Origin of the sequence: Tenacibaculum sp. SZ-18, assembly GCF_002813915.1 — a bacterium.
GTDB lineage: Bacteria > Bacteroidota > Bacteroidia > Flavobacteriales > Flavobacteriaceae > Polaribacter.
Map to the genome: position 1 here is coordinate 1,181,076 of NZ_CP019335.1, position 15,129 is coordinate 1,196,204.

13 protein-coding genes are annotated in these 15,129 nt (G+C 31.3%); 3 read left to right on the top strand and 10 right to left on the bottom strand.

The features are described from left to right. Positions 1–41: 41 nt before the first annotated feature. From BTO06_RS05405 to BTO06_RS05415, 3 genes are all read left to right on the top strand, one after another. Positions 42–1,088 (top strand): hypothetical protein, encoded by a 1,047-nt coding sequence (locus BTO06_RS05405; protein WP_100924318.1) that lies wholly within the window; start codon positions 42–44, stop codon positions 1,086–1,088. Between the two features lie 190 nt (positions 1,089–1,278). Then, entirely contained in the window at positions 1,279–2,613 is a 1,335-nt protein-coding gene (locus BTO06_RS05410) for a beta-1,3-glucanase family protein (RefSeq protein WP_232731521.1), read from the top strand. After that, entirely contained in the window at positions 2,595–2,834 is a 240-nt protein-coding gene (locus BTO06_RS05415; protein WP_100924320.1) for a hypothetical protein, read from the top strand. The genes BTO06_RS05410 and BTO06_RS05415 overlap by 19 nt, the downstream gene beginning before the upstream one ends. A 147-nt stretch (positions 2,835–2,981) precedes the next feature. Here the strand turns inward: BTO06_RS05415 and BTO06_RS05420 are convergent, their stop codons facing one another. The 10 genes from BTO06_RS05420 to BTO06_RS05465 form a co-directional block, all read right to left on the bottom strand. Next, positions 2,982–3,326, bottom strand: coding sequence for a 5-carboxymethyl-2-hydroxymuconate Delta-isomerase (locus BTO06_RS05420; RefSeq protein WP_100924321.1), 345 nt, complete (start codon positions 3,324–3,326; stop codon positions 2,982–2,984). A gap of 17 nt (positions 3,327–3,343) precedes the next feature. Beyond that, complete coding sequence (locus BTO06_RS05425) at positions 3,344–6,616, bottom strand: S41 family peptidase (protein ID WP_100924322.1); 3,273 nt, start codon at positions 6,614–6,616, stop codon at positions 3,344–3,346. A 128-nt stretch (positions 6,617–6,744) separates the two neighbouring features. Then, entirely contained in the window at positions 6,745–7,164 is a 420-nt protein-coding gene (locus BTO06_RS05430) for a VOC family protein (protein ID WP_100924323.1), read from the bottom strand. A gap of 99 nt (positions 7,165–7,263) precedes the next feature. Then, positions 7,264–7,830: a TVP38/TMEM64 family protein gene (locus BTO06_RS05435; protein ID WP_157811749.1), complete on the bottom strand. Its 567-nt coding sequence runs from the start codon at positions 7,828–7,830 to the stop codon at positions 7,264–7,266. A gap of 161 nt (positions 7,831–7,991) precedes the next feature. After that, positions 7,992–8,324 carry a YbjQ family protein gene (locus BTO06_RS05440; protein WP_100924325.1) on the bottom strand — a complete coding sequence of 111 codons (333 nt, stop codon included), beginning with the start codon at positions 8,322–8,324 and terminating at the stop codon, positions 7,992–7,994. 392 nt (positions 8,325–8,716) lie between these two features. Beyond that, positions 8,717–10,399 (bottom strand): gamma-glutamyltransferase, encoded by a 1,683-nt coding sequence (gene ggt, locus BTO06_RS05445; RefSeq protein WP_100924326.1) that lies wholly within the window; start codon positions 10,397–10,399, stop codon positions 8,717–8,719. After that, positions 10,396–10,932, bottom strand: a complete 537-nt coding sequence (locus BTO06_RS05450) for an acyl carrier protein phosphodiesterase (RefSeq protein ID WP_232731522.1) — start codon at positions 10,930–10,932, stop codon at positions 10,396–10,398. The genes ggt and BTO06_RS05450 overlap by 4 nt, the downstream gene beginning before the upstream one ends. Before the next feature lie 87 nt (positions 10,933–11,019). Next, on the bottom strand, positions 11,020–12,672 hold the full coding sequence (locus BTO06_RS05455; protein ID WP_100924328.1) for a hypothetical protein: 1,653 nt from the start codon (positions 12,670–12,672) through the stop codon (positions 11,020–11,022). A gap of 9 nt (positions 12,673–12,681) precedes the next feature. Continuing rightward, positions 12,682–13,893, bottom strand: a complete 1,212-nt coding sequence (locus tag BTO06_RS05460) for a DUF4249 domain-containing protein (RefSeq protein WP_100924329.1) — start codon at positions 13,891–13,893, stop codon at positions 12,682–12,684. An 11-nt stretch (positions 13,894–13,904) separates the two neighbouring features. Further along, positions 13,905–15,128: a DUF4249 domain-containing protein gene (locus BTO06_RS05465; protein ID WP_100924330.1), complete on the bottom strand. Its 1,224-nt coding sequence runs from the start codon at positions 15,126–15,128 to the stop codon at positions 13,905–13,907. Position 15,129 lies beyond the last annotated feature (1 nt).

Here is a 15,129-nt window from a genome sequence, read left to right on the forward strand (position 1 = left end):
ACTTTTTGTTAACTTACCTTTATTAACTAAATAAACATAATATGGAAGCTAACGAAACAGTTAAAAGTATCCCAGCGGGATGGGTAGGTGGTTTTGAATCATCAAACCCAGCATTTGCATATCCAAATCCAGATTTAACATCATTACCAATGCCAGATAATATGTTAAACATAGATAAATTAGATCGTCAACAAGCCGTAAAATGGCCCGAGTTTAGCTGGGAAACACAAATGGGAAAGCCAGATCCTAAAAGATGTTACCAAATGTTTGCTCCAGATATATCAAGAATTGGATATACAAATACAGGTAGGGTTTATTCCATTATTTGTCCTCAACAAGGAATAACTTCTCCATTATTGGGAACATTAAATGTTGAGGTTACTGTAACAGGAACAAGAGGATGGGTGAATGAGGGTAATAAAGAATTAGCGGCTGAAATCGGGGTTGTCGGTAAAATTTGGTTTAGTCCACCAAAGGGAAACGAAGGAATTTTACTTAAAGGAATCCAAGAGTTGTTATGGAATAAATTAAAGAATAGTGATTTTCCTTTCCCTTTCAATAAATCTCAAGCAATTATGGTGACTACACATAAGAAAGGAGATCCAAGTCAACCTGTTTTTCCAGTCAGAAAAGGACAAAGTACAGGATTTCCAATACCAGATTTTGCCACCCATGAAGATGTTGCTTGGACTGTTGGAAATCTTGAAGTGCAGATAGGACCAATTGTTAAAACAGGATATCCGTTAGTTGATACATTTAATCAGTTAGTTATGGATGTTTTTAATTTAGGTTCAGGAAATATGTTACAAGAATCAAATGTGCTTACATGGAATGTTTGGTTTACAGAACCAGAACTTGTAAATCAAAATGAATGGGCGAGGCATGCTTGGAAATGGAGGAAATCTATTGATGCAGATCATGGCTCTCCTGATGGTCCAGGTACCGCTGCGAGATACTATGATGGTACACCTTTTAAACCAAATTTTAATGCTATTAAAAAAGAAGAAGAATCAAAGCTTTTTGAATTTTTGAAGGATTTGGAAGGAGATGAAAAAGACAAAATTGTATCGTTATTAAAAGAGATTTGATTCTGTGTTTTTGATTAATATGTTTTTATGCTAAAAAAAAGTTATCATATACTAGTTCATCTAAAAAGAAGAAAAAGAAAAATACCATAGTTGGTTCTTATTCATTGGCACTAGAGAATTTGACAGGTTTAGATTTAATTATAAAGTTTATGTATTAGGATATAGTATAGGCTCTCAAAAAGTACTTACGGTGAATGCTAATAGACAAGGAGTGTTTACTAAAGTAAAAACTAAAAAGGGTTTTGTAGAATCTTACGAATTAGGTGAAGATATTACAAGTATTCAATTAAATAATACCAATCTTATAATTGGATTAAGGATTTATTTTTTTGTCGTGAATACTACGAAAACATATAAAGATAATTCAGGAAAAACTGGTAATGGTAATTTAGGGTTTTCTTATAGCGGTTATGGTTCAGCTGTTCAACAGGTAGGGAATCCATCACAAATTGATTTTCCTCAGTATAGTTATATTGAACCTACCTTTGAATCAGGTCAGGGTTTATTTATAGATGTTTCTTTGGTAGACGGATTTTTCTTTCCAATATCATTACTTGCAGAAGATAAGAAAGGTAATGAATTGGTTACGGCTGGTCAAACCGCGGGAATTAGTGCAGAAGAAGTTTCTAATGCTTATAAACCATTTAAGAAAAAATATAAAAATTCAAGTGGATATGATGATTTATCTTATAAAGCAGATAAGAACTTGATAGTATTATTAAATCCAGGATTATATCTAGCTAAAAATACCAGTTCTTTAGAAACAGTGTTTGATGATGCATTAACCTCATTATTTACAGATAAGACTTTAAATATGAATATTTGGCAAAAAGATAAAGACGGAACTCCGTATTATTTTAATGTAACGCCAAAATCAGGAGTTACTTTTTCTGGAACTACGAATAAACACGATGCTTTAGAGTTTACATCACTTGGATTATCTGAAAGCTTATATGTTTTCAGTCCTAAAGGATTTTCAGTCGTTTCTTATGAAGATACTCAAACTAAAAAAAGATTACCTATCAAAGGTATTATTGCGAATAATGTTCTAACATTTAACACTCCATTACCGAGTTCAGTCGGTATTCTTAATGGAATGTATCTAAGTAATACTAGTTGTAAACCCAATACATCAGTTACGATTTCTAAAATCAATACAAATTCATTAGGAAAAATAGTTTCTGTAAATATTAGCACAGGACCAAAATGTACTTCAACCAGTAAACAATTTAAGTTTTCAAAAGCACCAACAAGTTATTACCAATCTTCTGGTCAAATGACTTTTGCAGGAAGTGGTTTATTTGCCGACGGTGGAATTAGATATTCAAATAATAAAAATTTACATGTCATTTTAAATGGTTTAGAAAATCAATTAAGTACTGCTTTGAATAGAGGAGTAGCTCTTACAAAAGCTGTTGGAACTAAAAAGGGAGAACAACTACTTTATGGGGAAAAGAAACGAGTTGGTATCCATCAGGAACGATACAAAACTTATTCTCATATTTTATGCATGCAGCAACGGTAAAAGGGAAAAACATCTTTTCATTACCAGCTAACGCAGTTAAATCAGTAACAGGAGCTAAAATAGGCCAAGCATATGGATTCTCTTATGATGAAAATCCTATGGAGTTCAAAAGAACAAATCAGCCACTTGTACCTTCAGAATTTACAGGAAGTTATCCAAAAGGAACAATACAATTAAAATTGGTGCTAGGACCTTGGAAAACTAAAAAGACAAATAAGTAAGGAAAAAATAATAGAAATAAAGAATCAGCTACTTAAATATTTAAAAAAGTAGGTTAGGTTCTTTATTTTGTTTTAATGTAGAATACTAACATAAAAAAACGAGGTTAAAAATACTTTTTACCTCGTTTTATGTTTTAACCCATATGTTTACACCATTGATTTATTGCAATATGTTGCCTTTTCAAAATCTCTAATGTTAATTGAAATAATTGGAACATCAGGAAACATCTTTTTTAGCGCAGAAACAATACTTTCTGAAAGTGCTTTTTTCTGTTCAATTGTTCTTCCTTCCATAATGTTAGCAAAAACGTGCATAAAATCATCCTGAGTATTTCCTACGGTATAATATTCAAAAGGATTGATTCTTACTTTGATATCTCCTTTAGCAAATAAGTTACTAGAGTCTGCTGTATCATAAACTCTCTGAATGATTTCTTCAGGATTTTTAAGGTTTATGATATTCTTTGAACAATCAATTACAAAGTGTGGCATATGGTTTTATTAAATAATTATTTTTCGTTTTGATATCCTTTAGGTCTTTTTGAACGAATTGGAGCTTTTGGTTCTGGTTTCAATTGGAATTCATTTCCTTTTAATAAGCGTAAAGCTTCTTGAACGGCTCTTTCTAATTGAGGGTCATTTCCATTTGAAACCTGTTTAGGATGTTGTATAACTTCAATATCTGGAGCAACACCTTCACCTTCAACAGCCCATTCTCCATTCACATCGAAAAATCCACCACGAGGAGCAACCATTCTTCCACCATCAATGAATCTTGGAGTATCCCAAGTTCCAACTAATCCACCCCAAGTACGAGTTCCTACTAAGGGTCCAATTTTTTTGAATTTAAACATATATGGAAGTAAGTCTCCTCCAGATCCTGCACGCTCATTAATAATCATAACTTTAGGTCCCCAAATTCCAGCCATTGGAGTAGTCCATGGTCTACGATCATTTGCTTTACTATTGAAATATCCCATTAAATCACGAGACATAATATCAATCATATAATCAGCAGCAGAACCGCCACCATTATTCCTTTCATCAATTACAGCGCCTTTTTTCTGTTGTTGAGAGAAGTAATAGCGATTAAAAGAGGTAAAACCAGCTCCCGAAGTATTTGGCACATATACGTAAGCTAATTTTCCGTTAGATAATTCATCTACTTTTCTTCTATTTCCTTCAACCCAATCAACAGTTCTTAAAAATCGTTCACTGAATGTTGGTTTTACTAAGATGGATTTGGCCCCATCTTCATTCGGTTTAGAGTTTACTTTGATATAAATTTCACGTCCAGCAGTTTGCTCTAACAATTGATAAGGATTCATATCACTTGTTAGTTTAATTCCATTTATTTCTATTAAATAATCACCTTTGTTTACATTGATTCCTGGCAATCCTAGAGGAGCGGATACATTTGGGTTCCAACGTTCTCCTTTAAAGATTTTGGTAAAACGATATAATCCTTTATGCTGTTCTAAATCACAACCTAATAATCCTACGGGAACCCTTTCAAGTCTTGGAGTATCTCCACCAGAAACATAAGAATGTCCGATAGCCACTTCACCACTCATAATATCAACTACGTAGTTTAAGTCTGTACGATGTCTTACATAATCAATCCATGGAGCATACCATTTGTATACTTCATCCCAAGGTGCACCATGAACGTTATCTACGTATAAAAAGTCACGCATATATCTCCATCCTTCTTTGAAAATCTGATGAGCTTCAGCTTTTGGATCGACTTTAATTTTAAGATTAGTTTTTAATTTTCCTTTCGGTCCTTTTACTGGAGCTTTTGTACTTACGATACTCCAGCTTCCACTTTTATAAATTAAAACAGAATTACGATCTTCAGTAGTGACTATTCCGCTAACACCGTTAGAAAATTCAGTCGCTTTTTCTTTAGTTACATCATAAGAATGAACTGTTATTCCTCTTGAATTTGGAACAGCTTCGCTAACAAATACTTTATTTTTAGGCCCCTTTACCAAAGAAACATAATTTCTAGCAGGCAATTTTAAAGCTACTGCTCTGTCGAAGATTCCGTTTTCTTCAATAATTACGGTAACTTTTTTACCATCCTTTTTAGTAGATTTCTTTCCGTCTTTTTTATCCTTTGCATCTTTTTTAGATGAAGATTTTTCTTTTTTTACTTCTTCTTCATCTGTTTTAGGCAGGTTAGGAGCATTATCATTAGAGTTTAGTACCACTGCGTATAAACTTCTAGAAACACTTGGGTCATAAGAACTCATATCTAACCATCCAGATTGCAAACCGTAATCGGTACTAGCTAAAGTATAAATATATTTACCAGATGCATCCCAAACTGGAGTTATCGCATCGGCAATAGGATCGGTAATTTGAATTTTTTTCTTCGTACTTAATTGATATGCAAAAATCGATTTAAAATGACTGTCATTTTGTTTTGCATAAGCAATCCAATCACTATCAGGAGACCATTGTGGATTCATTGATCGGTTCGGGTGTGCGTAACGATCTGTATCAACTTTAATTGTTTTTTTAGATTCAAGATTAATAATCCAAATATTAAAGTCAGTATCAGTATACGCAATATGTTTTCCATCAGGAGACCAATCTGGTCTGAAATAGAAGGTAGGATTTGGCAATGAAATATATTCTTGGTTAGTACCATTTTGGTCTGCTAAAACAATTTCATATTCTCCATTTTTATCAGAGAACCAAGCAACTTTATCACCTTTAGGTGACCAAATCGGAGAACGATCGGCAACTCCAGGAGAATTAGTTAAGTTCCTCCATGTACCATTTTCCTTTGGAATCGTAAAAATCTCTCCTCTATATTCAAAAATTGCTCGCTTTCCTTTAGGAGAAACGTTTGGGTTTGTTAAGTTTCTAGCAGAAACATTCATCCAACGAGTTCTAGAGTAATTTAAATCTCCTTTTACATTAATTGGAATTTGTCGTGTTTCTTTAGTTTCTGGATTCAATAAGTGAATATATCCACCTTGTTCATAAACAATACCGTTTGAATTCGCATTTAAACTTTTCACATCAAATTTCTTATGAAAAGTTATTTGATGCTCTCGTTTTGTTTTCATGTCATAAGACCAAATATTGCTTGTATAATCTCTTTCAGATAAATAATAAACAACTCCTTTATGCCAAACTGGGTCTAGATGCCTTTCCTTATCTTTTTGAGGAGTAGTTTGTAATTCTTTAGTTTTTAAATTGACTATCCAAATTGGCATTGCTTGTCCGCCTCTATAGTTTCTCCATTCAGCGTCCCAACTTGTAATTGGTGTGTAGGCAATATATTTTCCATTAGTAGAAATTTCACCATAAGCAGCTCTAGGAATTCCAACATCTTCTGGCATTCCACCGTTAGGAGAAACTGTAAAGAATTTATTTGTTTGTGTAGGTCTTGCTTCTCTACCAGATCGAAATAATATTTTATTATCAGAAGTCCATCCTTGTACAAAATCTCCCGAAGGATGATAAGTTAATCTTCTTGGTTCTCCACCTTCAGACGGAATTACGTAAACATCAGTATTTCCATCGTATTGAGCGGTAAAAGCAATCATTTTACCATCTTTAGAAAAATGCGGATTAGATTCGTATCCATCATCACTTGTCAAACGAATTGCATCACCACCGTTTAGTGAAGCTTTCCATAAATCATTAGCGTAAACAAAAACAACTTCGTTTTGTGATAATGTAGGTTGTCTTAATAGTCGTGTTCCTTGTGCAATTGAAGTAAATGTAATACACAAAGCGAACACGAAAGATATTTTTTTCATGTTATGTTTTTTGGTTAATTATCTGTGAAATAAAGGTAACCAAAAAGAAAAGTTAAAAACCTAAAGGTTGTGTTAAAGCTAATGTTAAAAATGCAACATAGTGGCGTTTTAATATTAGCTTTATTGAATTATTTAGCGAAAAGTTGGCTCATATCTTTAAACGCTTTAAACTCTAATGAATTGTTTTCAGGGTCGTTGAAAAACATAGTTGCTTGCTCACCAACTTTTCCTTCGAATCTAATAGTAGGCTCTATAACAAATTTAGTTCCAATATTTTTGAGCTTCTCAGAAAGTCTCGTCCAATCTTCCCAAGATAAAACAACACCAAAATGTGGAACAGGAACTTCATGTCCATCTACTTGATTCGTAGTTGCCTCCTTAGGGGAGAAGGAATCTTTTTGATGAATTACCAATTGATGCCCGAAGAAATTGAAATCAACCCAGTAATCAGAACTTCTTCCTTCCTCACATTCTAGAATATCTCTATAAAATGATCTGCATTTTTCTAAATCTTGAACTGGTATTGCTAAGTGAAATGGTTGTATCATAAGTTGCTTATTGAAAGTATTACTTGTCAAAGTTACCAAAGACTCGTTTAAATTACATGTTTAATATTTAAACATTAAAGAAATTTTGATTTAAACTTTTTAATACAAATTAAGGAAAGAACCAGAGTAAACGTAAAGGGAAACTAGTATTAATTCCCCTAAGAACACTCCTGTAAACATATATTTAAAAGGCATCTTTATAATCCCGGCAACATAACATATAATATCTGTAGGTACAAAAGGGAAAAACGACCATCCTAAAACCAAAAACGTAGCTTTAGAACTTTGTAATTTACTTTCCCATTTTTTTACTTTATTCGGATACTTTTTTTCAAGATGCTCACTAAAGCCTAATATATCAGCAAAATAATATAAAGATGTTGCAGATAACATAATTCCAAACATAGAAATTAAGAGCACAAGAAATAATTTATCAGGAAATAATAAAACGCCAGTAATTACAAATGGAGTGCTAGGAATTAAGAAAAAACCTCTAACAGAAGAAAGAATAATATAAACAGTCATAATTTGCCCCTTATAGGAACTAATGAAGTCTTTAATATAAGTTACAGAGAATAACTCAGGATTTTTTACATAGCGGTAGAACAAATAAATTAATAATACTCCCCAGAGTATATAAAAGAATTTTTTTCCAGTTCTTAACATAGGTTTTTCAACTAAAGGTTTATAAGGCAATTATTATTCTAATTCTATAATTTACAAGATAAGACGATTAGTCTAAAAAAATGTTACGATAAGGTTGTGTTTAATGAGAAGGTGGTTTCGGATTATAATATAAAAAACCTAAAAAATCGTTGAGTATATCATTATTTATCTGTAGCAACGTAAACAGCTGTTCCTGTTACAGAAACAACCAATACCGCTGAATTAGAAACTGTTTCAATATCAATTTTGATTCCTACGATTGCATTAGCATTTAAAGCTTTGGCATTTTTTTTAAGTTTTTGAAAAGCTTCTTCTTTTAAGGAGGCCAAACCTAATGAGTATGCTTCATAATATTTTTTTGTACTAAACATATCTTTAAAAGACATCTTTGTACCATTATAAGAATATGATGAACCATAAGAAATTCCTGTTACAATTCCTTGATATTCTAATATTCGAAATCCTTCTATTGAGTTTGTTGTAGTTAAAACCATGAGTTATATAATAATTTTTGGAATTTACAAAATATTTATAATCGTAAATAAAAGTTTTAAAGTAAACATTAAAAATTAATGATAATTAATATTTAATGCTAATAGAGAGTTATTCATGAATAAATAACTGTTTTTATCAGGTGTTTATTTTGAAAATCAAAGGTTTACTTTTAAGTTCCTACACCGTTTAATAAAAAATATTAAATTTCATTAATGAATACAGCTATGATCCTAATAAATCGTATTAAAAAGAGGTAAACCCAATTAATATGTAGATGAATAGTTGATTAATCATTATATGTCAATAATACAAAATTTTACTACAGTGTGTAATTAATTGGGAGAAATCTATTGTTAAAGGTGTAAAAAATGATACAACAGATTTGAGAATATTAAAACCCAATTGCTGTATCATCACCTCTATGATCTGCACCACCTTCAAGTTTTCCATTAGGTAAAACTAAAATAGCATCAACTTTACCAATTACTGGAGAGTTTGTTTCATCAATTTTATAACCTAATTCTTGGAGTTGCTTTTTAACTTTAGTATCGAATCCATTCGGTTCCATTTTAATATCATCTGGTAACCATTGATGATGAAATCGTGGTTTGTTCACAGCTTCTTGCATTCCCATTTTATATTCATGAACATTTAAAATTGTTTGTAAAACCGAAGTAATAATTGTAGAACCTCCTGGAGTTCCTATAACCATAAATAACTTCCCGTTTTTCTCAACAATAGTTGGTGTCATAGAACTTAACATTCTTTTTTCTGGTTCAATTTTATTAGCTTCTGCACCAATTAATCCAAACATATTTGGAGTTCCTGGTTTACTGCTGAAATCATCCATTTCATTATTTAAGAAAAAGCCTAATTCTGAGCAGTATAGTTTAGAACCAAAAGCGCCATTAATAGTTGTAGTTACTGAAACAGCATTTCCAAATTGATCGACGATGGAGTAGTGGGTAGTTTCATTACTTTCAATAAACTCTATTGAACCATGTGAAATTGATGCTGATAAGGTTGGGTTTTCGAAAGAAAAATTTTTCATTCTTTCTTGCGAATATTCTTTGCTAGTGAGTTTTGTAATTGGAATTGAAACGAAATCAGGATCTCCTAAATAATAACTCCTATCTGCATATGCTCTGCGTTCAGCTTCGGTAATAATTTGAATGTATTTTGTTGAGTTATGCTCATATTGTTCCAAATTATATGTTTCAATTCCATTCATAATTTGAGATAAACATACACCTCCACTTGAAGGTGGGGCCATAGAAATTATTTTTAAATCGTCATAAGTGAAAACAATCGGAGTTCTCCATTTAGCTTCATATTTGGCTAAATCTTCTTCTGTAATTATTCCACCGTTGTCTCGTAAAAATTTAGCTAAGATTTTCGCAGTTTCTCCTTTGTAAAATTCATCTCTACCATTTTTTTGAATTCTAATTAGAGTCTCTGCTAATGACAGATATTTTATTGTATCTCCTTTTTTCCAATTATTATCTAAAAGAATAGTTTCTTTATTGGCTTTTCTAAAGTTTGGTGTATGTTTTTCTAAACGGTTTTGTTGTTTTTCGGTTACAATAACACCTTTCTTAGCTAGTTCAATGACAGGTTGTAGTATTTCCTCAATTGGTAAACTTCCAAATCGTTTATGAGATTCAAAAACACCTGCAATAGTTCCAGGAACACCAACAGCCATCGCTCCTAAGGTACTTTTTCCTTTAATTACATTTCCTAATGAATCTAAAAACATATCTTTTGTTGAACTTAACGGTGCCTTTTCTCGATAATCTAAAGCTCCAATTTCTCCATCATTTTTTCTGTAAACCATGAATCCACCGCCACCTAAATTTCCAGCGTAGGGATAAGCTACAGCAAGAGCTAATTCAGTTGCTGCCATGGCGTCAAATGCATTTCCACCTTTTTTTAAAATTTCTGAACCAATTTTGGAAGCTTCTTTTCTCGCTGAAACAACCATAGCTTTTTCGGTGATTAAACCAATTTCAGGTTGAGGTTGACAATTGAATAAGATTGTGATTGTAAATAAAAATAGTAGTTTGCGTAGCTTCATAGTTTGTCAAGTTCATTAGAAACAAATTCGATTAACTCAAACATAAAAGTTTGAAAATCATTTTCAAGTTCGTTGTAGTGTAATTCTAAATCTTCAACAGCAAGATTCATTTGAGATTTTCCTTTTGTTCTTCGATTCATTCCGTTCATAACTTGTTGTATACCATCAATAAATTGATAATTATACAACCAATCGTATTGAATCATATATGGAAGTAATTCTTTTGTTGTTTCGGGTAAAATTTCTTTTTGACTTTCTAAATAGTGATAAATACTTTTAGTATAAATATCTAAAGGTATTTGCGAATAATTCTCCCAGTTTTTTGCAAGGAAATGATCATAAAAAATATCTATAATCACACCATCGTAATGACCATATCTTTCATGTAGTCTGCGTTTACTAATTCTCACGATTTCATTTGAATCAGTAAAAGTATCAATACTTCGGTGCAGGTAAATTCCTTTCTGAATATCTTCTGTCAGGTGTTTGAATTTATTACCCCGAATATGGTCAGCAATAAAATTGCCGAGCATAATGTGATGATTGTTTGGAGATAGATACAAATGCGCCAAAAAATTCATTCCTTAAATGTAGCGAAAAAAGGTGAGATAGATTTATCGCTATTTCACCGTGAACTCATTGGTTAAATTAATCAATTGTCCAATTTTATTGTAACCTTGAATATTAATTTCATATTGACCGGCAACATCAGAAGTGAAAAAGGTTAGTTTTTCCTCTAATGAATTGATACTTGGATTCCAGTACAGTTGTGTTCTAAAATCAGGAATACGATCGTTCTTTAAATTGTGATCTTGGAAGAAATATAATTTTTTAGGTTGAACTGGCATTACGATGAATTTTTTATAAGAATCACTGCTATCAATGTAATCTCCTTTAAAAGAGTCTACTATAACAACACCTTGGTAAATGGCATTTCCATAAAAGTATTTATCTGTAACTAAAGAAATAGATTTAATATTTCGTGAGTTGTAGCTTCTAAAGCTTGTATGATCGGTAACGATTCTTCCATCAATTATTAATAAAGAAGGTAAATAACTCAAAGTTTCTGAAGCGTCAGTATCGGTAACATTGATTTGATAAGTATCTCCTTTTTTGTAAAAACCAGCACCTTCAATTACTTCGACAAATGTTTCTCTAACCGTATTAAAACGTGTGTAATCATCAAGAAGGTAAACCTTTTTTATATTATCAAGAATTGGATTTGTCATTGGAGTGATTAATAAGGAATCTTTCTTTACGGTATAGTAAGCGTTTTCTATTTGGGAGTATAAACTTCTTACTTTAATACTATTAACCATTTCTTCCGTTAATTGTAACTCTCTAAAATCATTGAATTTGTAGTTACCGTTATCAAAAGGCATTAATTCAATTCTATAATTAGATGGTTTGTTATCAAGAATATTAATAAAAACCACATCTGTATTTAAATCTTCGATGTTAAAGAAAAACTCCCCAGCATTATTTGTAATTGCAGTTAGGGGAATACTTTTACTATTTGATAAAGATAAAGACAGTTTAATGTCTGATAATTTAGCTGAATTTTTTGTTGTTATTTTTCCTTTTAAAAGAGAACCTCTTAATTCAGGAAGGAAAAATTTATTAGCTGTATTTTGACCATTGGTACGAAATGTACTTCTCTTGCTAGAATAATTATCTTTCAGCTTAACTGATACCGAAAATTCACCATTTAACTTAGAGATGATTTCATTGTTTAGTTTTAAAGCTAATTTTTCCCTTTTTTTATAAGTTTTTCCTAAGTTCTTGAATAGTGAAGTATTGTTATTGTTGGATAATTTGGTCGGATTTTGATTTTCAGTTGACGCTAATCTAGTGGTAAATGGATTGATAATCACAATGTCTTTTTCGAATAAAGATTTTTCGTTTTTCATCCATTGGGTATATGATACAAGTTTATAAGCTCCCGATTTTATTTTGGTATTAATAAAAATATCTCCGTAACCTTTACCATTTGTAAGTGAAACTTTTTGTTGTACAACGCTATTATTATTTGAATCTATTAATTCTACATAAGCTATTTTACTGAAAGAAGAAAAGCGATTATTATTTTCTAGGCAGTAAATTTTATAGAATAATTTTTCACCTGAGAGCAAGAAGTCATTATTGTAATGAACATAGATTTTTTCTTTGGGATAGGAATTAATTTTATTTGTAAAAGTTAAGCTAGAGCTGGTTTGAGCTAATAAATTTAACGCTACTAAAGAGTAAATTATCGTTAGTGTTCTTTTCATCATATGTTTTTTTTAGTCTTCCCAGAAATCTGGTTTTATAACTGATCCTGCCTGAGAGCAATCTCCGCATTCTCTTAAAATTAATTCGTAAGGGGCATCAGAGCCTCCTCCAATTCCTCCTGGTGGTTCATCATAAAGAATATGAGTTTGTAAATATTCAAGCAGAGGAGAGCCTCCTGAATCGTCTTCAAGTGGTGGATTAGGAAATTCGTTGCATCCTGTTAATCCTAAGTAATTAACAAATGATAAGTTGGTAATATCTTCACGGTTAAAGTAAAATCTTTTTTTAGTTAATGAAGATACTTCAAAATAACCAATTACTTTATCCTCGATAGGATTTGTTTCTGAAGTAATGTTACTCGGTATATTTCCTACTTGTGTTTGAGTAAAAATATTATCATTATTTGAAAATTTATCCAAAAGTTGATAATAATTATTCGTATTCTGATTTAACACATATTGTTTAATTAGTATGCTATATCTAATTCCCAAGACATAACTACTTACAGGAATTTCTCTAATTTTATAACCTTTAACTTCATCTGAAGATAAAGACGTTGTTTCTGCTAATAAAATTTTTTTTGACTTGTTATTTCCATAACAAAACCCATTCCCATAGATCTCAGGTTCCTTTTCTACGATTTTGAAAGCATATGGAGGAGTATCAGAGACTACTTCTATTCGTTTTGGATTCCAAACTACTGGTCTAATTTGATAAGTTTCATCATATTCATATCTGTAATAACTTCCATTTGCACTATTTCCTGAGGCATCTAAAGTAAGTACAATAACTTTGTTATTATCCAAATTATTGTCAATACTTGGAGTTAAATTATTAATATTCGCTAGGGTTGGGAGTTGTTGGCTTGAAGAGCTATATTTCTCACCATTTGATGTTTGAATTTCAAGTGTATAACTTTGATTTGGTTCTGCTTTAAAAGGAGAAATAGAAGTATAAATTCCTTGTTCTGTTTCATTAAAATCATAAATATTACCAGAGTCATCCTTGATTTTAACCACGGCATTTATTTCTTTGATAATTTCTTCTGAATCAATAGGAACACTTTTTGAAAGTTCAACTGTATGGTTTTTGAACTCATCGGTAATTATGGCTTTTACAATTAAATTACTCTTAAAATTGATTGATGAATAATCAATTGAATCAACACAACTTACAAGGATAATTGTAGCCAGAAAATAGCGTAAATATTTATTTTTTTTCATTTTTATATTCTTTATTCAATCCAAAATTCTGGAGGATTTACCGGCCCTAAATGAGAGCAGTCACCACACTGTTTTCGAACTAGTTGATATAAATTATTTGGTGGAATAATTGGCATATCAGGTGGACTTTGATAAATCCAGCCTGTTTGTAACCTTACTAAAAGTGGAGAGTTACCAGATGGTTCAATGATATCTGGATTTACTCTTTCAATACAGCCAAGTAGACTTCTATAATTAGTATATAATATATTATCTGTTATTTCATTTCTATTTAAGAAAATACGTTTTGTTGAAAGGGAGGAAACTTCGAAAAATCCAATTACTTTATCTTTGTACGGCTGATCGGTAGATTTAATATTACTTGTTAAGTTCCCAACTTGAGTTTGAGAAAATATATCATCTGGATTTGAAAAGGTTTCTAACAAAGAAAAGAAATTATATGCATTTTCATTAATAACATATTGTTTTACGAGTATGCTGTATCGGATTCCAATAATATAATTATCTAAAGGAATTTGTCGAATAGGAAATCCTATAACTTGATCTTGTGCTAAAGACTGTGTTTCTGTAACTAAAATGTTTTTCGATTTTTGATTTCCATAACAAAAGCCAATTCCATCTTCTTCAGTTGTTTTATCAACTAATTGAAATTGATATGGAGGTGTATCGGAAATAATGAGTAACTTTTTTGTACTCCAAATAGGAGTTTTTACTTTGTAAGTCTCATCATATTCGTATTTGTAATAATTTCCTTCAGCTCCCGAAATATTACTATTTACCTTAATTATTAGCTCTGGAATACCAGTAATATCATTATTTTCCACACTAGTTCTAATATCTCCTATAGAAGCATTAGTAGAAGGAAGAGTTTCTGCTGAGGATAAATATTTTCTTCCATCACTAGTTTCGATATTTAGAGTGTATGTTTTATTTGCCTCTGCGGCAAACTCATTGATTGAATTGTATATACCTGGTGACGACTCTTCGAAACTATAAATTTGCCCAGATTCATCCAAAATTGAAACAGTTGCATTTCTTTCAGGAGAAACATTCGATGAATCTACAGGTATTGTTCGAGATAATTCTATAGTATGAAATTTAAATTCATTTGTTATTCTTGCATTTACTACTAAGTTAGAATTTATTTCAATTGCAGAAAACTCAACTGGCTCAATACAACTACTAATTAAGATTGAACTGAGAATGAAAATTAAATATATTAAAACCTTTTTCATA

Coding starts and splice junctions, on each gene's coding strand:
- BTO06_RS05405 (WP_100924318.1), top strand. CDS start 42: ATGGAAGCTAACGAAACAGTTAAAAGTATCCCAGCGGGATGGGTAGGT.
- BTO06_RS05415 (WP_100924320.1), top strand. CDS start 2,595: ATGCATGCAGCAACGGTAAAAGGGAAAAACATCTTTTCATTACCAGCT.
- BTO06_RS05420 (WP_100924321.1), bottom strand. CDS start 3,326: ATGCCACACTTTGTAATTGATTGTTCAAAGAATATCATAAACCTTAAA.
- BTO06_RS05425 (WP_100924322.1), bottom strand. CDS start 6,616: ATGAAAAAAATATCTTTCGTGTTCGCTTTGTGTATTACATTTACTTCA.
- BTO06_RS05430 (WP_100924323.1), bottom strand. CDS start 7,164: ATGATACAACCATTTCACTTAGCAATACCAGTTCAAGATTTAGAAAAA.
- BTO06_RS05435 (WP_157811749.1), bottom strand. CDS start 7,830: ATGTTAAGAACTGGAAAAAAATTCTTTTATATACTCTGGGGAGTATTA.
- BTO06_RS05440 (WP_100924325.1), bottom strand. CDS start 8,324: ATGGTTTTAACTACAACAAACTCAATAGAAGGATTTCGAATATTAGAA.
- ggt (WP_100924326.1), bottom strand. CDS start 10,399: ATGAAGCTACGCAAACTACTATTTTTATTTACAATCACAATCTTATTC.
- BTO06_RS05450 (WP_232731522.1), bottom strand. CDS start 10,932: ATGCTCGGCAATTTTATTGCTGACCATATTCGGGGTAATAAATTCAAA.
- BTO06_RS05455 (WP_100924328.1), bottom strand. CDS start 12,672: ATGATGAAAAGAACACTAACGATAATTTACTCTTTAGTAGCGTTAAAT.
- BTO06_RS05460 (WP_100924329.1), bottom strand. CDS start 13,893: ATGAAAAAAAATAAATATTTACGCTATTTTCTGGCTACAATTATCCTT.
- BTO06_RS05465 (WP_100924330.1), bottom strand. CDS start 15,128: ATGAAAAAGGTTTTAATATATTTAATTTTCATTCTCAGTTCAATCTTA.